This is a genomic window from Pseudomonas farsensis, from assembly GCF_014268805.2.
GTDB classification, from domain to species: Bacteria; Pseudomonadota; Gammaproteobacteria; order Pseudomonadales; family Pseudomonadaceae; genus Aquipseudomonas; species Aquipseudomonas farsensis.
Genome location: NZ_JABWRF020000001.1, coordinates 1312283 through 1331085 on the forward strand (window position 1 = coordinate 1312283; position 18803 = coordinate 1331085).

At 61.7% G+C, this 18803-nt stretch carries 20 protein-coding genes and 3 tRNA genes; 13 read left to right on the forward strand and 10 right to left on the reverse strand.

The genetic code is table 11. The features are described from left to right. Positions 1–33: 33 nt before the first annotated feature. Both pgsA and HU719_RS05785 read left to right on the forward strand, forming a co-directional pair. A complete protein-coding gene (gene pgsA / locus HU719_RS05780; RefSeq protein ID WP_186523192.1) occupies positions 34–594 on the forward strand; it encodes a CDP-diacylglycerol--glycerol-3-phosphate 3-phosphatidyltransferase in 561 nt (186 codons plus the stop codon). 63 nt (positions 595–657) lie between these two features. Next, positions 658–733, forward strand: a tRNA-Gly gene (locus HU719_RS05785). A 389-nt stretch (positions 734–1122) separates the two neighbouring features. Here the strand turns inward: HU719_RS05785 and nhaA are convergent. The 3 genes from nhaA to dkgB form a co-directional block, all read right to left on the reverse strand. Continuing rightward, on the reverse strand, positions 1123–2325 hold the full coding sequence (gene nhaA / locus HU719_RS05790; protein ID WP_186537393.1) for a Na+/H+ antiporter NhaA: 1203 nt from the start codon (positions 2323–2325) through the stop codon (positions 1123–1125). Positions 2326–3023: 698 nt separating this feature from the next. After that, positions 3024–4178: an MFS transporter gene (locus HU719_RS05795; RefSeq protein WP_186537349.1), complete on the reverse strand. Its 1155-nt coding sequence runs from the start codon at positions 4176–4178 to the stop codon at positions 3024–3026. Positions 4179–4231: 53 nt separating this feature from the next. After that, positions 4232–5035, reverse strand: a complete 804-nt coding sequence (dkgB, locus tag HU719_RS05800) for a 2,5-didehydrogluconate reductase DkgB (protein ID WP_186537350.1) — start codon at positions 5033–5035, stop codon at positions 4232–4234. A 415-nt stretch (positions 5036–5450) separates the two neighbouring features. Here dkgB and galU point away from each other — a divergent pair, with 415 nt between their 5' ends. Together galU and gorA are read left to right on the forward strand one after the other, a co-directional pair. Beyond that, a complete protein-coding gene (galU, locus tag HU719_RS05805; RefSeq protein WP_186523003.1) occupies positions 5451–6290 on the forward strand; it encodes a UTP--glucose-1-phosphate uridylyltransferase GalU in 840 nt (279 codons plus the stop codon). 184 nt (positions 6291–6474) lie between these two features. Then, positions 6475–7830, forward strand: coding sequence for a glutathione-disulfide reductase (gorA, locus tag HU719_RS05810; protein ID WP_186537351.1), 1356 nt, complete (start codon positions 6475–6477; stop codon positions 7828–7830). A 20-nt stretch (positions 7831–7850) separates the two neighbouring features. Here the strand turns inward: gorA and glsB are convergent, their stop codons facing one another. Continuing rightward, positions 7851–8771: a glutaminase B gene (gene glsB, locus HU719_RS05815; protein ID WP_186522998.1), complete on the reverse strand. Its 921-nt coding sequence runs from the start codon at positions 8769–8771 to the stop codon at positions 7851–7853. Positions 8772–8996: 225 nt separating this feature from the next. Between glsB and HU719_RS05820 the strand changes: the two genes are divergently transcribed. After that, the gene (locus HU719_RS05820; RefSeq protein WP_186537352.1) at positions 8997–10226 is read left to right on the forward strand and encodes a DUF1835 domain-containing protein; all 1230 of its coding nucleotides are present in this window, start codon (positions 8997–8999) and stop codon (positions 10224–10226) included. Here the strand turns inward: HU719_RS05820 and HU719_RS05825 are convergent, their stop codons facing one another. Then, positions 10227–10724, reverse strand: a complete 498-nt coding sequence (locus HU719_RS05825; RefSeq protein ID WP_186522994.1) for a heme-degrading domain-containing protein — start codon at positions 10722–10724, stop codon at positions 10227–10229. Between the two features lie 203 nt (positions 10725–10927). On the opposite strand from HU719_RS05825, the gene HU719_RS05830 reads away from it, so the two are divergent. The 3 genes from HU719_RS05830 to HU719_RS05840 all read left to right on the forward strand — a co-directional run bounded on the left by HU719_RS05830 (position 10928) and on the right by HU719_RS05840 (position 12748). Further along, positions 10928–11623, forward strand: a complete 696-nt coding sequence (locus HU719_RS05830) for a DUF1963 domain-containing protein (RefSeq protein ID WP_186537353.1) — start codon at positions 10928–10930, stop codon at positions 11621–11623. 91 nt (positions 11624–11714) lie between these two features. After that, positions 11715–11876, forward strand: a complete 162-nt coding sequence (locus tag HU719_RS05835; RefSeq protein ID WP_186522990.1) for a DUF2986 domain-containing protein — start codon at positions 11715–11717, stop codon at positions 11874–11876. Positions 11877–11962: 86 nt separating this feature from the next. Beyond that, positions 11963–12748, forward strand: coding sequence for a DUF4253 domain-containing protein (locus tag HU719_RS05840; protein WP_367616381.1), 786 nt, complete (start codon positions 11963–11965; stop codon positions 12746–12748). 24 nt (positions 12749–12772) lie between these two features. Here HU719_RS05840 and HU719_RS05845 read toward each other — a convergent pair whose 3' ends face one another. Together HU719_RS05845 and HU719_RS23555 are read right to left on the reverse strand one after the other, a co-directional pair. Next, complete coding sequence (locus HU719_RS05845) at positions 12773–13066, reverse strand: hypothetical protein (protein ID WP_186522988.1); 294 nt, start codon at positions 13064–13066, stop codon at positions 12773–12775. Positions 13067–13190: 124 nt separating this feature from the next. Continuing rightward, the gene (locus tag HU719_RS23555) at positions 13191–13370 is read right to left on the reverse strand and encodes a hypothetical protein (protein WP_225917112.1); all 180 of its coding nucleotides are present in this window, start codon (positions 13368–13370) and stop codon (positions 13191–13193) included. Positions 13371–13524: 154 nt separating this feature from the next. Here HU719_RS23555 and HU719_RS05850 point away from each other — a divergent pair, with 154 nt between their 5' ends. Next, entirely contained in the window at positions 13525–14268 is a 744-nt protein-coding gene (locus HU719_RS05850) for a peptidase C39 family protein (RefSeq protein WP_186523007.1), read from the forward strand. Positions 14269–14319: 51 nt separating this feature from the next. Here HU719_RS05850 and HU719_RS05855 read toward each other — a convergent pair whose 3' ends face one another. After that, on the reverse strand, positions 14320–15603 hold the full coding sequence (locus HU719_RS05855; protein ID WP_186522986.1) for an NAD(P)/FAD-dependent oxidoreductase: 1284 nt from the start codon (positions 15601–15603) through the stop codon (positions 14320–14322). A gap of 202 nt (positions 15604–15805) precedes the next feature. Here HU719_RS05855 and HU719_RS05860 point away from each other — a divergent pair. The 4 genes from HU719_RS05860 (at position 15806) to HU719_RS05875 (ending at position 17323) form a co-directional block, all read left to right on the forward strand. Beyond that, a tRNA-Val gene (locus HU719_RS05860) sits at positions 15806–15882 on the forward strand. A 126-nt stretch (positions 15883–16008) separates the two neighbouring features. Continuing rightward, positions 16009–16085, forward strand: a tRNA-Val gene (locus tag HU719_RS05865). Between the two features lie 165 nt (positions 16086–16250). After that, positions 16251–16820 (forward strand): SPOR domain-containing protein, encoded by a 570-nt coding sequence (locus tag HU719_RS05870; protein WP_186519100.1) that lies wholly within the window; start codon positions 16251–16253, stop codon positions 16818–16820. Between the two features lie 77 nt (positions 16821–16897). After that, positions 16898–17323: a GTP pyrophosphokinase gene (locus tag HU719_RS05875; RefSeq protein WP_186519098.1), complete on the forward strand. Its 426-nt coding sequence runs from the start codon at positions 16898–16900 to the stop codon at positions 17321–17323. A gap of 6 nt (positions 17324–17329) precedes the next feature. Here the strand turns inward: HU719_RS05875 and HU719_RS05880 are convergent, their stop codons facing one another. Beyond that, positions 17330–17572 (reverse strand): DUF1654 domain-containing protein, encoded by a 243-nt coding sequence (locus tag HU719_RS05880; RefSeq protein ID WP_186519096.1) that lies wholly within the window; start codon positions 17570–17572, stop codon positions 17330–17332. Positions 17573–17696: 124 nt separating this feature from the next. Next, positions 17697–18788, reverse strand: coding sequence for an asparaginase (locus HU719_RS05885; RefSeq protein WP_186519094.1), 1092 nt, complete (start codon positions 18786–18788; stop codon positions 17697–17699). Positions 18789–18803 lie beyond the last annotated feature (15 nt).

Consider the following 18803-nt stretch of genomic DNA (forward strand, 5'->3'; position numbering starts at 1 on the left):
AATGCCGGGTTCAACTCGCAGCCAGTCGTACCGATGAATATTCCAAACCTGCTCACCGTTCTACGCGTCCTGCTCATCCCGATCTTCATCCTGCTGTTCTATGTGCCCTATCACTGGAGCTACATGGCCGCCAGCACGGTGTTCGCGATCGCCGCCGCCACCGACTGGCTCGATGGCTACCTGGCCCGTCGGCTGCAGCAGAGCACCCCCTTCGGCGCCTTCCTCGACCCCGTGGCCGACAAGCTGATGGTGGCTGTGGCCCTGGTGCTGCTGGTGCAGGTGCACGCGAACTTCTGGCTGACGCTGCCTGCGGCGGTCATCATTGGCCGCGAGATCGTGGTGTCGGCGTTGCGCGAATGGATGGCAGAGCTGGGGGCGAGGGCGCATGTGGCGGTTTCGAGCCTGGGCAAATGGAAAACTGCCGCGCAGATGCTCGCCTTGGTAATCCTGCTGGCCAACCCGCCGCTGCTGACCTTCTGGGTGGTGCTGGGTTATGGGCTGCTGCTGGTCGCTGCCGGGCTGACGCTGTGGTCGATGGCGCATTACCTGCTGGCGGCCTGGCCACATCTTCGCGAAGGCTCTGAACAGAAATAAAACTTTTTTGAATCAAGGGGTTGACGCCGTTCGGCAAATCGCTAAAATGGCGCCTATCACGACGCGGGAATAGCTCAGTTGGTAGAGCACGACCTTGCCAAGGTCGGGGTCGCGAGTTCGAGTCTCGTTTCCCGCTCCAAAATTCGATTCCCAGTGCGTCGCTGGGAATCAAAAAGAAAGAGGCCGAAAGGCCTCTTTTTTTGTGCCTGCGTTTTTATCGGCGTTTAACCCCGTGCCAAGTTCTGGCAGCATTTACCTGATGTGCGCCGGCTCGCGTAACATGGCCAAGCGTGCCTCACCCTCTTCTTTCTCCCTCGACGGCAAGTATGTCGTGGCCATCACCGCCTTCAACAAAGAGGGGAGAGTGCCGCAGCAGAGGCCCTCAACACGTTGTTGTATTGGCCTGTGGATCGCCCGGATGCTGCGCGTATCTTTGCAGCAGAGCTTGACCATTTGTTGACGCGCTTCACTATCGCTCATGTCTGCGTGCACGTTACGTGGCCGCTAGCGATAGCGGCCACCGTCATGTCAAACAGGCTGTTTGGGCGCAAAACGCAAGATGGCGCAGGCGATCACCGCAGATAACAACGAACCCAGCAAGATTCCGATTTTTGCCGCCTCGACCTTCTCAGGCTGGCCGGGGAATGCCAGTTCGCCGATGAACAGGCTCATGGTGAAACCAATCCCGCACAGCATCGCCACCCCATATATCTGCAGCCAACTGGCGCCTTGGGGCTTGCTGGCAAGGCCGGTCTTGACCGCCAGCAGTACGCCGCCGAACACGCCCAGTTGCTTGCCAAGCAGCAGGCCCAGGGCAATCGCTAGCGGCAGCGGCGCAAAAATGTCGCTCAAGCCCAGGCTGCCGAACGAAACGCCGGCATTGGCAAAGCCAAAGGCCGGTACGATCAGCCACGTCACCCAAGGCGCCAGGCCATGTTCCAGGCGCAGCAGTGGGCTGGCGGCAGCAGGCTTGCCGGCACCTGCGCTGTAGGGAATAAGCAGGGCACCAACCACGCCTGCGATGGTGGCGTGCACCCCCGACAACAAGGTGACGTACCACAATGCCACAACGCCCAGCAGATAGGGCCATAGCACAACGACGCGCAGGCGGTTGCAGGCCAGCAGCGCAGCAACGATGCCGGCGGCGGCAGCCAATGCCACAAGGTCGATCGAGGAGGTGTAGAACACCGCAATGATTGCCACCGCGCCCATATCGTCGATGATCGCCACCGATACCAGCATCACCTTCAAAGACAGCGGGGCATGGCGGCCAAGCAGCGCCAAGGCACCGACGGCAAAGGCGATATCGGTCGCTGCCGGAATGGCCCAGCCAGCGGCGAGGCCGGGCGTACCGTTGGACAGCGCCAGGTAGATAAGGGCCGGGGCGGCCATGCCCATCAGCGCCGGCAAGGCGGGCAGGCGGCGTTGCTCCCAGCTGGCCAGACGGCCGTCGACCAGTTCGCGCTTGATCTCAAGGCCCACCAGCAGGAAGAAGATAGCCATCAGGCCATCGTTGATCCACATGTGTACGGTCATCGGCCCGAGCTTGTCGGTCAGGGTGGGACCAACGGCGAAGTGCAGCAGGTGGCGATAGCCCTCAGCCCAGGGGCTGTTGGCGATGATGATGGCCAGGGTGGCGGTGATCATCAGCAGTACGCCGCCAGTGGCTTCGCTGGCGAGCACGCGTTGCAGCAGCGAGCGCTGGGTCTGTTTGGCAAGGGGGGCATTCATGCACGGGTCCTCGTTCATTGCGTCGCCCTCGCACGGGCTGGGCGGCGAACAGCGGGCACGGCAAAGCGCGGGCTCCGATGATGGCGGGCCAGGGCGGCGATGGGCGAAAGTATGGCTGGGTAAAACGGCGCGACATCCCACGATGCAAAAGCACGGGACGGGAGCGGCCAGAGGGAATGGTGGCATGCGTGCAACATGGACGAATCTCTACGGAAAACAAATGAATGTTCTCCGTATTCGGGAAGGCTCCCGGGCGCACGCAGCACACGCCAGGCGCGGATTCTAACCACCCTGGCGCGGCGCTGCACGGCAGATTTGCATCGAGATATTGCCGGGGGGCTGCCAGATTATTGCAGGTTGAGCGCACGTGGGGATGCCAAGGTTTTGTTGGACCCAATCCTGTGGGAAATGATAGACAGTTGTGGCGAGCGGGCTTGTCCCGCGTTGGGCTGCGCAGCAGCCCTGAAAACCCAAGGGGCTGCTGCGCAGCCCAACGCGGGGCAAGCCCGCTCGCCACAAGTGAACTCGCCCCAAGGAAATATGTCTGGCGAGAACAGGCTTGTACAAAACCATAGAATCTCCCACTTGAACCGCGCGCAGCCGCTCTATTGAGGCCTGGCCCGGATTCCCGTGGGAGCTGGCGACAGCCTGCGATGAGGCCGCAACAGGCCTGCACAGAACTGATAGCCTCGCAGCATTCAGGCCTTGCTGCGCCCACCCAGCCAAACCAGCAGCAAGCCAGCTGCCGCCAGCACCCCACCAGCCATAGGTACCGCCGCGTAACCCAGGTTGAGGCTGATGACTGCGCCGCCGAGCGCAGCACCTAGCGCGTTGCCCAGGTTGAACGCGCCGACGTTGATTGACGATGCAAGCCCCGGCGCTTCGATGGCAGCGGTCATTACCCGCATTTGCAGCGGCGGAACCACGGCGAAGGTGAATACTCCCCAAACCAGCAAAGCGATAGCGGCTCCGACATGGCTGCCGAGCACCAGCGGCATCAGCAGCATGATCACCGCCAGTGTGCCGAGGAAGATCCGCGCTGCGCCGTCCAGCGACCAGTCCGCCAGCTTGCCGCCCAGGCTGTTGCCCAAGGTGAAACCCACCCCGATCAGCACCAGGCCGAGTGTCACAAACCCATCGCCGGCGCCGGTCAGCTCGGCGAGCACCGGCGCGATGTAGGTGTACAAGGTGAACATGGCGCCGGCACCGAGCACTGTGGTGGCCATGGCCAGCAGCACGCGCGGCCGGGCGATCACCGCCAGCTCCTTGCGCACATGCGGCACCTGGCCGCGCTCGCCCTTGGGCAGGGCGTACCAAAGTGCGGTAATCGCCACCACGCCCAACACCGCCGTGCCTGCAAAGGCCATGCGCCAGCCCACCTGCTGCCCCAGCCAGGTGGCGGCCGGCACGCCGCCGATGTTGGCGATGGTCAGGCCCATGAACATGGTGGCCACGGCACTGGCCTGTTTGTCCTTGGGTACCACGCTGGCTGCCACCACCGCACCCAGGCCAAAGAATGCACCGTGGTTGAGGCTGGTGATCAACCGGGAAGCGAGCAGGGTGTAGTAGTCCGGCGCAAACGCCGAGAGCAGGTTGCCGACAGTGAAGATGCCCATCAGCATTATCAGCGCCGCCCGCTTGCCAAAGCGGCTGAACAGCAAGGTCATGATCGGTGCGCCGACCATGACCCCAATGGCGTACGCGGTGATCAACATGCCGGCGCTGGGGATGCTCGCCCCGACACCATCGGCAATCACCGGCAACAGGCCCATGGGCGTGAACTCGGTGGTGCCGATACCGAAGGCGCCGATGGCCAGGGCGAACAGCACCCGCTTGGGTGAGGGCGTGCTCATCGGGCGCTCCAGGGTGCGGGTTTCAGAGGGGGCGTGTGTTCCATGGCCGTCGCTCAGTCCCACTCCGGCGCCAGGCCGTCCGGGCTCACTTCACGGCCGTTACGTTCCAGGCTGGCGATCTGCGCCATGTCGTCTGCATCCAGGTGCAGGCCCTGCGCCAGCAGGTTGCTGGCAAGGTTTTCGCGCTTGGTCGATGACGGGATCACCGCGTAACCGAGCTGCAAGGCCCAGGCCAGTGCTACTTGCGCAACGGTGGCTTTGTGCTTGGCAGCAATTTTGGCCAGCAGCGGGTCCTTGAGCACCTTGCCGTAGGCCAGGGTCATGTAGGAGGTGACTGTGATGCCGTGGTCATTCAGGTAGGCGGCCAGCTTGCTGTTTTGCAGGTAGGGGCTGAGTTCGACCTGGTTGGTGGCAATCTCGCCTTTACCTACCACCTCAATGGCTTGGCGGGTCAGTTCGATATTGAAGTTGGACACGCCGATCTGGCGGGTCAGGCCCAGTTGCTTGGCCTCTGCCATTGCCGTCATGTACTCGCCCAGTGCAACGCCGTTGCCCGGCGCGGGCCAGTGGATCAGCAGCAGGTCGACGTGGTCGGTGCGCAGCTTGGCGAGGCTTTCGCGCAGGCTTGGGATGAGTTTGTCGGCGGCGTAGTTGTCGACCCAGATCTTGGTGGTAATAAACAGCTCGCTGCGCGGCACGCCGCTCTCGGCAATGGCCTGGCCAACTTCGCCTTCATTCTTGTAGATCTGCGCTGTGTCGATGGCGCGATAGCCCAGTTCAAGTGCAGCCTTGACCGAATCAATGACGGTTTGCCCGGTAAGACGGAAGGTGCCGAGGCCAAACGAAGGAATGCTCATGGGTATGCTCCTGCCGGATGTGAAAAGTTATGACCGGCAGTCTGCGTGTTTTACTCCGAGGGATTAAGGCGCGCATGCGCCAAGGTCTTTTGCCTTGCAGTCACGAATCCGGCTCAAAAACCCCGTGCTGCCTGCGCTAATCCATAGGGTCGGGATACGTTCATCAGTTTGCTGCAAAGCGCTCATGGCATAGTCATCACTGGCGGTTGCAATGCGGGTATTGGCCCGTGTTCACGGGCTGATGCGCGTGCCTGAGCTGTCCGATGGGCGCAATATTTACGATCCCTTGGAACTAACTACACTGGGATATCTCTATCATGGCATCGGTCGTACGAGGGCGGGGCATTGTAAGGTGACCGCCGCCTGATTAGACTGCGCCGAAATTCGTACGCAAAGCCCTTCGTTAAGGACGTATATGATCAAGAAATGCTTGTTCCCGGCAGCCGGTTACGGCACCCGCTTCCTGCCCGCTACCAAAGCCATGCCCAAGGAAATGCTGCCGGTGGTGAACAAGCCACTGATCCAGTATGGCGTTGAAGAGGCCCTGGACGCCGGCCTGAGCGAGATTTCCATCGTCACCGGCCGCGGCAAGCGCGCCCTGGAAGACCACTTCGACATCAGCTACGAGCTGGAAAACCAGATCAAGGGCACCGACAAAGAGAAGTACCTGGTCGGTATCCGTCGCCTGCTTGATGAGTGCTCGTTCTCCTACACCCGCCAGACCGAGATGAAAGGCCTGGGCCACGCGATTCTGACCGGCCGCCCGCTGATCGGCGACGAGCCGTTCGCCGTGGTGCTGGCGGACGACCTGTGCGTCAACCCGGATGGTGATGGCGTACTGACCCAGATGGTCAAGCTGTACAACCAGTTCCGCTGCTCGATCATCGCCATCCAGGAAGTCGATCCGCAGGAAACCAACAAGTATGGTGTTATTGCCGGCGACATGATCCGCGACGATATCTTCCGTGTGACCAACATGGTCGAGAAACCGGCGCCGGAAGATGCTCCGTCGAACCTGGCCATCATCGGGCGTTACATCCTGACCCCGGATATCTTCGATATCATCCAGAACACCCCGCCTGGCAAAGGTGGCGAGATTCAGATCACCGACGCACTGATGCAGCAGGCGCAGGCCGGTTGCGTGATTGCCTACAAGTTCAAGGGCCAGCGCTTTGACTGCGGCGGCGCCGAGGGTTACATCGACGCTACCAACTTCTGCTTCGAGAACTACTACAAGACCGGCAAGGCTTACTGATAAGCCACTGCCAGGTTGAACCGGGGCCGCGCTGCGGCCCATCGCGGGGCAAGCCCGCTCCCACGTAGTTGTGGGGGTGGGCATGTAGCGCGATGGGCCGCAGCGCGGCCTTTGCGTTTCAGCGGTTTTTTGTTTGCTGCCGGCAACGGCGCTATGCTGGGCGTCTGCCCAGGAGACTCATTGCATGGCTTACGATTTTGATCTGTTCGTGATTGGCGCCGGTTCCGGCGGTGTACGCGCCGCGCGCTTTGCCGCAGGCTTCGGTGCCAAGGTGGCGGTGGCTGAAAGCCGCTACCTCGGAGGCACCTGCGTCAACGTTGGCTGCGTGCCGAAAAAACTGTTGGTGTACGGCGCCCACGTTGCCGACGAGCTCGAGCAGGCCGCAGGCTTCGGCTGGACCCTCGAAGAGGGCCATTTCGACTGGGGCACGCTGATTGCCAACAAAAACCGCGAGATCGAGCGGCTCAACGGCATCTACCGCAACTTGCTGGTCAACAGTGGCGTGACCCTGCTGCAGGGGCACGCGCGCATCACCGGGGCCAACGAAGTCGATGTCGACGGCCAGCGCTACAGCGCTGCCAACATCCTGATCGCCACCGGCGGCTGGCCGCAGGTGCCGGATATTCCGGGCAAGGAGCTGGCCATCACCTCCAACGAGGCCTTTTACCTCAAAGCATTGCCGCGCCGCGTGCTGGTAGTCGGTGGCGGTTACATCGCCGTGGAGTTTGCGGGTATCTTCCAAGGCCTCGGTGCTGCCACCTCGCTGCTGTACCGCGGTGACCTGTTCCTGCGCGGTTTCGATGGCTCGGTGCGCACCCACCTCAAGGAAGAGCTGGAAAAACGCGGCCTCGATCTGCAGTTCAATGCCGACATCCAGCGTATCGACAAGCTACCTGACGGCAGCCTCAAGGCCACGCTCAAGGATGGCCGCGAGCTGGTTGCCGACTGCGTGTTCTATGCGACCGGGCGCCGGCCGATGCTGGATAACCTCGGCCTTGAAAACACCGGTGTCGAGCTGGACGAGCGGGGTTATATCCGCGTCGATGAGCAATACCAGACTACCGCGCCGTCGATTTTGGCCATTGGCGATGTGATTGGTCGTGTGCAGCTGACCCCGGTCGCCCTCGCCGAAGGCATGGCCGTGGCCCGGCGCTTGTTCAAGCCCGAGCAGTACCGCCCGGTGGACTACCAGAACATCCCTACCGCGGTATTCAGCCAGCCGCCGATCGGTACGGTCGGCCTGACCGAGGAGCAGGCACTGGAGGCGGGGCACAAGGTGCAGATCTTCGAAAGCCGCTTCCGCGCCATGAAGCTGACCTTGACCGACATCCAGGAGAAAACCCTGATGAAGCTTGTTGTCGATGCCGACACCGACAAAGTACTGGGCTGCCACATGGTTGGCCCGGACGCCGGTGAAATCATCCAGGGCCTGGGCATCGCGCTCAAGGCCGGGGCAACCAAGCAGCAGTTCGACGATACCATTGGCGTGCACCCTACGGCCGCCGAAGAGTTCGTGACCATGCGCACCGTGACCCGCTGACGCAACGTTCGGCAGTGGCCTCAGGGCACTGCCGAGAACACCGACCCGGTCATCCGCTCACTGAGCAACTCCAGCGCCCGCAAGCCTGCCAGCGAGTTGCCCGACGCATTGAGCTCCGGTGACCACACGCAGATGCTGTAGCGCCCCGGCACGACCGCAACGATGCCACCCCCGACACCGCTTTTGCCCGGCAAACCAACCCGATAGGCGAAGTTGCCGGCCTCATCGTACAGGCCGCTAGTGGCCATGATGGCGTTAACCTGTTGCGCCTGGCGCTGACTCAGCACCTGCTCGCCGCTGTGCGGGCAGTAGCCGCTGTTGGCCAGGAAGGCAAAGGCCCGGGCAACGTCGGCGCAGCTCATCGACAGTGCGCAGTGGTGGAAGTAGCTGCGTAGCACTGCATCGACATCGTTGTGGAAGTTACCGAACGCCTGCATCAGGTAAGCCATGGCGGCGTTGCGGGCGCGGTGCTGGTATTCCGACTCGGCAACCACTGCATCGCTGACGATGCGTGGGTTGGCCGCCAGGCGCCGGACAAAATCGCGCATCGACAGGGCAGGGGTGGCGTAGCGCGACTGGTTGATGTCGCAGATCACCAGGGCGCCGGCGTTGATGAACGGGTTGCGTGGCCGGCCCTTTTCCACCTCAAGTTGCACCAGCGAGTTGAACGCCTGCCCAGAGGGCTCGTAACCGAGGCGCTGCCAGATGTCCTCGCCGCTGTGGCCAATGGCCTGCACCAGGCTGAACACCTTGGAAATACTCTGGATCGAGAACGGCGTGCGCGCATCCCCGGCGCAGTGCAACTGGCCATCCAGGCTTTGCACGGCGATGCCCAGTTGGTCAGGGGCGACCTGGGCCAGTGCCGGGATGTATTGCGCCACCTGGCCGTGGCCGAGCAAGGGGCGAACGTGGTCGAGGATTTCTTGCAGGAGTGCTTGCATGGAGAGTCCTGGTGCGAAAGCAGGGCGCATTCGGGAAGTCCTGATAGACGCTGGCAGCCGGCCGTGAAGCACATCGTTTGCATGTCTGTGTGCGAGCCGTTAGAGTCCGCCACAAGGCGCCTGCTGCGCCCGCGGTCCGCGCGAAGGGGTTGCCCAGGCACTTGAAGCTTTCATTACATTCCAGCTCCCGGCTTGTCGGCGGACCGAGCCCTGAAAGGAGTTGGCATGCCTGCCATTCATGCATCCCGTCACCACGGCCTGATCGACCTGCCGGCGTTGCGCAAACACGCCAAGCGCCTGCTCAAGCACCTCGACCACGACACCCGCGCCCAGTTGCGCAGCCTCGGCCTGCCTGGCCCCGACTACCGCCTGGCCGATACCCAGTGGCTGCTGGCGCGCCAGGTTGGCTTTGCCAGCTGGCCTAAGCTCAAGGCCCACGCCGATGCCGTGGCGTTCGCCGCCCGCCACCCAGGCTTTGCCACCGAAGGCGAGGCGCAAGTGCAGCATTGGCGCTGCGGTAACGATATCGAGCACAGCTTGCGGGTGGCAGGCTTTACCGGCACGTTTCAGATGTTCGACGACCCCATGGTCATGGGTCCGGTGCCCGCCCATGACTACTGGCCGGCACGTAGCGCCTACATAGCGCGTGTATTCGGCATGTCCATGCACGACGTCGAGCAGCGCCAGGCGCGCCTGCGTTCGGCGCTGGAGCAACTGAGCGCTGACAGCCAACTGGTGCTGTGGTGTGAAGCCGATGCCTATGATCAGCTGTTCCTGATTCGCGTCTTTGCCAGCCTGCCCTGTGTACCGCGCCGTCTTGAGTTGATCGAAATCGACCGGGTGCCGGGTGTGCAGCGTTTTATCGGGATCGGCCAGTTGGCCCCGGACCTGCTTGCCTGGCTGTGGCCACAGCGCCGCAGCGTGGGCGAGGAGGCTTTGTTGCTGGCGCGTCAGGCCTGGGCTGCCTATACCGCGCCCGACCCCCGGGCCTGGGCCGCACTCGCAGCCACTGCCCATGCGCCGTTGCCTTTGCTGCAAGGCGCGCTGGCTCGGCAGCTGCAAGAGCTCCCCGGGGCGGTTGATGGCCTGAGCCTGACCGAGCGCCTGACGCTGCGCATTGTCGCGCGCCTGGGCGAGCAGCCGGCCGCACGCGTGTTTGCCGAACTGATGGCGCGGGACGAGCCACTGCCGTATCTGGGGGACCTGATGTTCAGTGTGCTGTTGCGCCCGCTGATCGATACGCCGCGCCCGCTGTTGCACGAAGGGCCGGGCGATGGCTGGCAGCAACGCACGCTGCGCCTGACGACGCTGGGCGAACAGGTGCTGGCCGGGCATGCAAACTGGCTGGATCATACACCTGCCGAGCGCTGGGTCGGTGGCGTGCGCGTTGCCGATGGGCAGGTTTGGGTGGTCAATAACGCGGGGCAGGTCGAGCTGCGCCGGGTGCGTGCCTGATCATTTTTCAGCTAGCGACAGCTCGGTGCGGTCGTGGCCAAGCAGTTCGCACAGTGCGTCGATAACCAGCTGGTGGTCCTGGCGCTCAGGCAGCCCAGAGACCGTTATGCAGCCGATCACCCCGGCGCCTTTCACGCTAAGCGGGAAGCTTCCGCCAGCACTGGCATAGTCGCTGGCGGGAAGGTTGTAGCGCTGGGTGATGTCCTTCTGGTCAATGGCCAGTTGGTGGCCGATTCGATAAGAACTGCACAGGAAGCGCTGTACCGTGTTGCTCTTGCGGCGCACCCAGTCGTGGTGGTGTGGGGTGACGCCGGGGCGGCTGGCGGTGAACAGCACGCGCTCGAAGCGGCGTATCTCGACCAGCACCGGCCAGCCCTCGCTCTGGGCGCGTTGTACAAGCCACGAACCGAGCTGCCAGGCAATGTCTTCGTCGAAATGCTCGAACTGCAGCAACTGTTCCTGGCGGATCAGCAGGGCCAGGTCGTCGCAGAGGGCCATGGGTACACTCCTGAGTAGAGAATCTCGCCCGGATCAACGCCCGGTATCTGGCAAGCGTAGCAGTGGCCAGTCGGTACTGACCTCCCCACACAGTCCGGATATGATCATTGGCTTGTCCAGCTACGCATTAAAACAGCAGGTGACTGAAGGGTACACTTCAGTCTCTAGGTTGTTACCGATCAGCAAAGGAGCTTTCTGCCTGCATGGATATTGAAACGATCAAACAGCGCCTGGCGCGGCCAGCCAGCAAATTCGTGGCAGGCGGTTTTCGGCCCACTCATGCCGATGATGAAAGCTGGTTGGGGCGTGTGTTTCTGTTCCGCCCCGATGAGGACATCCCGCTCAATGCGGCGGGCGACCAGATGCTGCCCTATGCACAGTTTTACCTGCCAGCACTGCCGTTCTCCAGCCCAATGCTGGCTGGGGTGCGCGTGCTTACGGTGTTCATCAGTGCAGCCTTCCCCGATGAATTCGAGCCGATGGGCGGCAACTGGCTGATTCGCGAGTACAGCACTGACGAGCCTTTGGTACGCAAGGAGCTGGCAGTGCCCGGTTCTTTCCTCAAGCCATTCCCGCTGAAGGTCGAAGCGGTCGCTGAGGATTACCCATTATGGGATGGCGGCGGTGTGCCGTGTGATCTGGAGCGCGAAGTGCTGGCGCTGGAACGGGCCGGGCACATCGAAAGCTATTACGACATGGTCACACACTGCTACGAGCATAAGATCGGCGGCTATCCCTCGTTCTGCCAGTCCGGGGTCTACCCTGGCGACGACTTCGAGTTCGTGTTTCAGATATCGTCTGACGGCAAGATCGGCCTCAACGTGGTGGACAGCGGCAGCCTGATGTTCTGGAAGCACCGGGTTACCGGAGAGTGGGCGATCTACTACGACTTCTATTGAAAAATTGGGGGCGGGCCTGTAGTGGGGCGGCCCCCAGGTTCTGCAATTTGCTGTATCGTGCGCGCCGACCCGCCCGATGGAAGCACCCCCCATGAACCGCCGCAAAAAGATCAATCAGTTGCTCAAGGCCAACGCCAAGAAAGCCAGCGCCAAGCTCGCGCCGAAGAGTAAAGACAAGTACATCTGCAAAGCCGAGCGCCAGCGCCTGGCCGACGAAGCCGCGCAGCAGGCGACCCTGGCCGCCGAGGGCTAAAAACCGAACCGCGCCAGTGCGCTGAGCATTTGCTGGCTGGCAGGGTTTGAGTTAAGGGTCTTTGGCACGCCACGACAAGGACATGAATGCCCGCCATGGAAATCCACTTTATCGGCAGCGAAACCACCGACAACTTCAGTGGTGGGCTCTGCGACGAATATCGCCTGAGCGCCATCGGCAGCCTGAGCGAGCTGGCAGCTGCTGCCCGCACTATCAGCGCCAACCACCCCGGTTGCAGGGCGCTGTTCACCCTCGATGATCGCCATCAGGCCCGCTATACCTCAGGCCATGCCGCAAACAACCTCGACCTTGCCGATGCTTGCGAAGAGGAGCTGGCGGCATTGCCAGCGGAGTGTTTCGAAGGCGGCGAATACCTGGGCTACCTGTGCACCAAGGCCGAGTTTGCTATCTGTCTGCGCAATTTCAGGGCTGCGGTGGCGCCGGCCACCTTCGAAGGGGCGTGCGCCCACGGTTTGGCCCTGGACGAGCAGGCGTTGCAGGAGTGGCTGGATTACCAGCAGCACCCGGTGACCTTGCTTGATCAGCCAGTTTCGGCGCTGGTGGTGCCTGTAGAGCAGAGTTATGACACGTTGGCGGCCTTCCCCAATGGCTACTTCACCAGCGATCTTGACCCTGCGCAGAACCACGCTGTTGCTCGGCAGTTGGCGCAGAACCATGGCTATGAGCTGATGGGGGTTGGGGCGTCATATCTGGGCTTTTGGCGGGCCCAGGCTGCTGACGCGGCGCTGGCTCAGGCGCTGGCGCAAGACTTGTGTGCGCTTTACAACGTTGCAGACCGGCCACGCATGGCTGCGGTGTTTGCCGAGGCGATCATCGGGCGCGCACATGTATGGCTGCGTTACACCGAGTGAGAACAGGGCTTGGCCTGGTTTCGGTTAGTGCGAATAGAAAAAACGTACCAACAGAAATGCCACTGCGAGCGCCCAGCCGAGCACCAATACAGCACCCGTTTTGCCAGTGGTGAAGCGCCCGCCGGTGACAAACGCGATGATCAAGGCGATCTGTACCAACACATACGACACTACCGCTGCCGGTACAGCCAGCAGATACAGGTATGGATTATCCTGGCCCAGAGCCAGCGTGAGATAAACATCGATACCCACAATCGGCATTACCAACGCGGCCGCAACCAGCAGCAAGCTCTGTGTGGTGAGTCTGGGGGTGAGCATGGTTAAGGGCCTTGCATGCTGAAAGAGCTGACGCCAAAGGGCGGCTGCCACGCCACGCTACGATAGTGGAATTTGCTCTTGCCAGACAGAGCCTGCCGCCAGGGCGCGCTGGCGGCAGATCCGATCAGTGTGCGCCAACCTGCCGTGGCGCGCGGTGTGCGGGGAGCGCACGTGGCTGAGGGCGTGTGCGGGTGGGGTGAGGGTGGGCATGCCGGCGCACGATACGCAGAACACCCCAGAGCATGGCCGCTGCAACGCTAAGCCACATACCTACCAACATCAGAATTGCCATAGTCAGGCTCATGTGTGCCTCCATTTCTGCGGCAAGCCAGGCTTGCCTTCCAGACACATCATTAGTCTAGCCGGTAGTGTGTGACGTTCAATTGACCTTAGGTCTATGCCTTGCGTTATTTCCTGACATGCCTGCGCCGGGCTATACCCGCGCGGCCTGGGGACCTATCATCGCAGCTCAAAGCCGGGCGTTGGCTGCCCGGCAGTGGATCAAGCGAGAGCCCATGTTGCCAACACCTTCCAAACCTTTGCGTTACGGCCCACGTCGTCTGTTAACCGCGTGCCTGGTGGCGGCTGTCTTGAGCGGCTGCGCCAGTGCCCCGGCGCCTGCGGTCAAAGGCGAGCCGCAACGTACCGAAATCAGCAGCGTGCCGTTCTACCGCGGCAATGCCAACCACAGCGGTTCCATGGCGCTGGCCGCGGTACTGTCACAGCAGGGCGCCCCTATTACGCCAGGCCTGCTCGACAAAGCCCTCGGCCTGCCCGAGGCCGCAGGCTCGCTGGATACCGGCATACCGCGCGTGGCCCGTGAGTACGGTAGGGTGGTCTACCCGCTCGACAAACACTTGGACGCCTTGCTCAGCCAGGTCGCCGCCGGTTACCCGGTGCTGGTGCGTTATCAGGAAGGGTCTATCTGGTGGAGCGAGCCGCGCTATGCAGTACTGATCGGCTATGACCGCTACAAGCATCGGGTGCTACTGCGCAGCGGCATGCATCGGCGGCAGTTGATGAGCTTCGATGCGTTTGCTTCGGCGTGGGCCAAGGATGGCAGTTGGGCAGTGCTGGTGCAGTCGCCGCGTCAGTTGCCGGCGCAGGTGGACCGCAAGCGCTGGCTGCAGGCTGCAGATGAGCTGGCCCGGTCCGGGCAGGAAATTGCTGCCAAGCAAGCGCTCAACAGCCTCGGGCAGTGACCCCGGCTTGCTCCCCCGCATAGGGGGACCAAGCCGGCGCTGTAGTAACGATCAGAAGCCCAGGCGGTCTCGCAGGCTGTAGTACCAGGCGCCAATAGCGCTGAACGGTACGCGCAGCATTTGCCCGCCGGGGAACGGGTAGTGCGGCAAGCCGGCGAAGGCGTCGAAGCGTTCGGCTTGGCCACGCAGTGCTTCGGCCAGCACCTTGCCCGCCAGGTGGGTATAGGTCACACCATGGCCGGAGCAGCCTTGCGAGTAATAGATGTTGTCGCCGATGCGGCCCACTTGCGGCAGGCGCGATAGCGTCAGCAGGAAGTTGCCGGTCCAGGCGTAGTCGATTTTCACGTCCTTGAGCTGCGGGAAGGCCTTGAGCATCTTCGGGCGAATGATCGCTTCGATGTTGGCCGGGTCACGCGCCCCGTAGACCACGCCACCACCGAAGATCAGGCGCTTGTCGCTGGTCAGGCGGTAGTAGTCGAGCAGGTAGTTGCAGTCTTCGACGCAGTAGTCTTGCGGCAACAGGGTGCGGGCCAGCTCTTCGCCCAGCGGCTCGGTGGTGATCACCTGGGTACCGCACGGCATGGACTTGGCGGCCAGTTCCGGTACCAGGTTGCCCAGGTAGGCGTTGCCGGCAACGATGATGAATTTGGCGCGTACCTTGCCCTGCGGGGTATGCACGACCGGGTTGGCGCCGCGCTCGATGCGCACAGCCGGGGATTGTTCGTAAATGACGCCGCCCAGCGACTCCACGGCTGCTGCTTCGCCCAGGGCGAGGTTCAGTGGGTGGATGTGGCCGCCGCTCATATCGAGCATGCCGCCTATATAGCTGTCGCAGGCAACCACTTCGCGGATACGCTTCTGGTCCATCAGCTCAAGCTGGGTGTGGCCAAAGCGTTCCCACAGGCGTTGTTGCGACTCCAGGTGGCCCATCTGCTTGCTGGTCAGGGCTGCGAAGACACCGCCGTCTTTCAGGTCGCACTGGATGTTGTACTTGGCTACCCGCTCACGAATGATTCGCGCGCCCTCAAAAGCCATCTGACCCAGCAGTTGTGCCTCTTTCGGGCCGACAGTGCGTTCGATCACGTCGATGTCGCGGCTGTAGCTGTTGACGATTTGGCCGCCGTTGCGCCCGGAAGCGCCAAAACCCACCTTCGCCGCTTCCAGAACGGTGACCTTGAAGCCGTTTTCGAGCAGGAACAGGGCGCTCGACAGGCCGGTGTAGCCGGCACCGATGATGCAAACGTCGGTTTCCACCTCACCCTGCAGCGCCGGACGTGGCGGCACCGGGTTGGCCGAGGCGGCGTAGTAGGACTGGGGGTAGGGGGTGTTAGCCATGCTCGAGAGACCTCGTGTTTTATATTTTTAACGAATGTACCGATGCTATCAATAATAATAAACACCCGCTAGTCGTCCGGCGAAAATCCTTTACGCGCTCCTTGTTCAGGTTCTTCTCTAAATATTTTTAAGATTCAGTAGGTTAGCGTTAAAAAAATAGTTGACAGCGGTTTTCCAGCAGGTAGAATGCGCCCCACACGACAGGCACATAGCTCAGTTGGTTAGAGCACCACCTTGACATGGTGGGGGTCGTTGGTTCGAGTCCAATTGTGCCTACCAAACATCAGAAGGGGCGATCCGAAAGGGTCGCCCTTTTTGCATTTGCAAGGTCGCAAAGGTTTTGATTTTTTTGAAAAAAACGCTTTACAGGTGTGGGCTTGATCTCTAATATGCGCCCCACACGACAGGCACATAGCTCAGTTGGTTAGAGCACCACCTTGACATGGTGGGGGTCGTTGGTTCGAGTCCAATTGTGCCTACCAAATATCAGAAGGGGCGATCCGAAAGGGTCGCCCTTTTTGCATTCTGCTCTCCAGGCCGTGGAGAGCCACAATTGGCAACACATGCCTTGCACTATCGCCGCGCCCTCGCCGAATCCCATCCCTCGCCATGTTAGACTTCGCCCCTTCGAATCTGGAGGTACACGCGTGCGCAATCTGGCTGTGGTAATGGCAGTGCTGGCTCTGGCGGGCTGCAACAACGAGGTTGAAGGGGTGCATAACCAGGTCGCCCAGCACCTGAGCAATCCCAAGACTGCCAAGTTCGCTAACGTGCGCTTCGACACCGCTGGCTCCATCTGTGGTCAGGTGCGCGGCAAGGACAGTGCCGGCCAATACGAGGCCTACCGCAGCTATGTCGCTATCAAGCGTGATGGCCAGTACGAAATCCTCATCGACGATGCCGGCAACAACATGCGCATCCGTGAAATCTGCGGCGGGGCTGATCTGCAACGCCGCGCCGACGAGCTCGCCGGCCAGCCTGCGCCAGAGGGCTGGGACGTTGAGGTGATCCAGGGGCCGAACATGGGTGCCTTGACCGACATGACGGCGCGCTTGATCGAAAAAGGCATCCCTTCCTGGGTCGAGTATCGCGAGGGCAAGCCTGTGGTGCTCGTCGGCCCGTATCCAACCCGTGCCGAAGCCGAGGCACGCAAGGCTGAGGTAATGGCCAAGCTGGGTACTGACTCGGTTGTCATCCAGCATGGGGTCAAGCGCTGAATTAGAGCGGAACAGACACCCCCATCCGGCGGTCACAGCTATGCTTGCGAGGGAGGATGGAGATTAGGGGAGGCCTCATGGCAACGTTGGAACGCGCCATTTCGGTGGCGACCCGAGCCCATGAAGGGCAGGTCGATAAAGGTGGGGCTGACTATATTCTTCACCCGTTGCGGGTGATGGCGCGTGTACATACCCCTGAGCAGCGCATCGTTGCCGTATTGCACGATGTGCTGGAAGACACCTCTTTAACCCTCTCAGACCTGGCCCGCGAAGGCTTCCCGCTGAAGATCCTGGCCGCGTTGCTGGCGCTGAGCCGCCGCCATGACGAAAGCTATGAGGCTTTCGTGGTCCGCCTAGGTGTTGATCCGCTCGCGCGCGAGGTCAAGCTGGCCGACCTTGCCGACAACAGTGACATCACCCGCATCGCTCGCCCGGGCCCGGCCGACCTGGCCAGGCTGGTGCGTTACCAGCAGGCAAGTGCCTACCTGCAGACCTTGGCCTGAGCGCGTTCAATCTTCCTGAGGGACCGTCCAGAAAATCTGGATGCCGCCATCGTCGCGGTGGGCGAGGGTGACATTGTCGTTTTCGTCGATTTCTTCGAGCAACGTTGCCCAGTCGTCGGGCGACTCTTGTTCGAGCTTGAAGATCAATGCGGCGCGGCTGCGCTGGGCGGTGGGGCTATTGATGATCTTCTGGATGCGCTGAGCCATCTGCTCATAGTTGCCGGTTGTTGCGGCGGAAGTGCTGGCCACGGGGTTGTCCTTTTTTTGCTGTATGTGCGTACAGTATTTGACTGCGCCCCGTTTCGCAATATCAGGAACCAAGCTTTTCGTGTGCTGAGGCCAGCCTCCCCGCAAAGGGAGGCTGGGCGGGCTATCAGTATTCCCAGAAAATGCGCTGCAGCTCCTTGCTGTCCTGGGTCTTGGTCATTGCAACCATTGCCAGGATTCGTGCTTTTTGCGGGTTCAGGTCGTGGGCGACGACCCAGTCATTCTTGTCATCAGGTTGTTCTGCGTTGCGCAGTACGAAACCACCCTGGTTGACGTGGGACGAACGAATGATCTGTACGCCATTCTTGCGCAGTTCCTGCAGGGCAGGCACGACGCGTGACGAAACCGAACCGTTGCCGGTGCCGGCGTGGATCACAGCCTTGGCGCCGCCTTGGGCCAGAGCCTTGTAGGCGGTGTCGGTCACGTTGCCGTAGCCGTAGGCGATATCCACTTGCGGCAGGCTGGAGATCTGCTTGATGTCGAATTCCGAGTTGGCGGTGTGGCGCTTGGCCGGCAGGCGGAACCAGTAGGATTTGCCTTCGACGACCATGCCCATCGGGCCCCAGGCGCTCTTGAAAGCTTCAGTCTTGATGTTGACCGCTTTGCTGACATCGCGGCCGGACTGAATCTCGTCGTTCATCGTTACCAATACGCCTTTGCCGCGCGACTGCTTGTCACTGGCGACGGCGACGGCGTTGTACAGGTTGAGCATACCGTCTGCGGACATTGCAGTGCCTGGGCGCATCGAACCCACCACAACGATTGGCTTGTCGGTTTTCTCGACCAGGTTGAGGAAGTAGGCGGTCTCTTCCAGGGTGTCTGTGCCGTGAGTGATGACGATGCCATCTACATCCTTGCTCTCGGCCAGTTCCGCGACGCGCTTGCCCAGCTTGAGCAGGTCATCGTTGCTGATGCTTTCAGAGGCGATCTGCATCACCTGTTCGCCACGAACGTTGGCGATATCGGCAAGCTCCGGCACGCCGGCGATGAGTTTGTCGACACCCAGCTTGGCAGCCTGGTAGGTGGCGCTGTTGGCGGCGCTGGCGCCTGCGCCGGCGATAGTGCCGCCGGTGGCGAGAATGACCACATTGGCCAGCTTCTGTTGTTGCGCAACTTCCTTCGCGCTGGCCATGGTTGGCAGTGCCAGCAGCAGGGCCAGGGTGGCCGGGGCGAAGGTTTTCAGGGCGGTATCGATCATTTCTTCTTCTCTCTT

Excerpts from the sequence above, each read along its gene's own strand:
- pgsA (WP_186523192.1), top strand. The coding sequence starts at position 34 with ATGAATATTCCAAACCTGCTCACCGTTCTACGCGTCCTGCTCATCCCG.
- nhaA (WP_186537393.1), bottom strand. The coding sequence starts at position 2,325 with ATGAATGCCCCCCTTGCCAAACAGACCCAGCGCTCGCTGCTGCAACGC.
- HU719_RS05795 (WP_186537349.1), bottom strand. The coding sequence starts at position 4,178 with ATGAGCACGCCCTCACCCAAGCGGGTGCTGTTCGCCCTGGCCATCGGC.
- dkgB (WP_186537350.1), bottom strand. The coding sequence starts at position 5,035 with ATGAGCATTCCTTCGTTTGGCCTCGGCACCTTCCGTCTTACCGGGCAA.
- galU (WP_186523003.1), top strand. The coding sequence starts at position 5,451 with ATGATCAAGAAATGCTTGTTCCCGGCAGCCGGTTACGGCACCCGCTTC.
- gorA (WP_186537351.1), top strand. The coding sequence starts at position 6,475 with ATGGCTTACGATTTTGATCTGTTCGTGATTGGCGCCGGTTCCGGCGGT.
- glsB (WP_186522998.1), bottom strand. The coding sequence starts at position 8,771 with ATGCAAGCACTCCTGCAAGAAATCCTCGACCACGTTCGCCCCTTGCTC.
- HU719_RS05820 (WP_186537352.1), top strand. The coding sequence starts at position 8,997 with ATGCCTGCCATTCATGCATCCCGTCACCACGGCCTGATCGACCTGCCG.
- HU719_RS05825 (WP_186522994.1), bottom strand. The coding sequence starts at position 10,724 with ATGGCCCTCTGCGACGACCTGGCCCTGCTGATCCGCCAGGAACAGTTG.
- HU719_RS05830 (WP_186537353.1), top strand. The coding sequence starts at position 10,928 with ATGGATATTGAAACGATCAAACAGCGCCTGGCGCGGCCAGCCAGCAAA.
- HU719_RS05835 (WP_186522990.1), top strand. The coding sequence starts at position 11,715 with ATGAACCGCCGCAAAAAGATCAATCAGTTGCTCAAGGCCAACGCCAAG.
- HU719_RS05840 (WP_367616381.1), top strand. The coding sequence starts at position 11,963 with ATGCCCGCCATGGAAATCCACTTTATCGGCAGCGAAACCACCGACAAC.
- HU719_RS05845 (WP_186522988.1), bottom strand. The coding sequence starts at position 13,066 with ATGCTCACCCCCAGACTCACCACACAGAGCTTGCTGCTGGTTGCGGCC.
- HU719_RS23555 (WP_225917112.1), bottom strand. The coding sequence starts at position 13,370 with ATGAGCCTGACTATGGCAATTCTGATGTTGGTAGGTATGTGGCTTAGC.
- HU719_RS05855 (WP_186522986.1), bottom strand. The coding sequence starts at position 15,603 with ATGGCTAACACCCCCTACCCCCAGTCCTACTACGCCGCCTCGGCCAAC.
- HU719_RS05875 (WP_186519098.1), top strand. The coding sequence starts at position 16,898 with ATGGCAACGTTGGAACGCGCCATTTCGGTGGCGACCCGAGCCCATGAA.
- HU719_RS05885 (WP_186519094.1), bottom strand. The coding sequence starts at position 18,788 with ATGATCGATACCGCCCTGAAAACCTTCGCCCCGGCCACCCTGGCCCTG.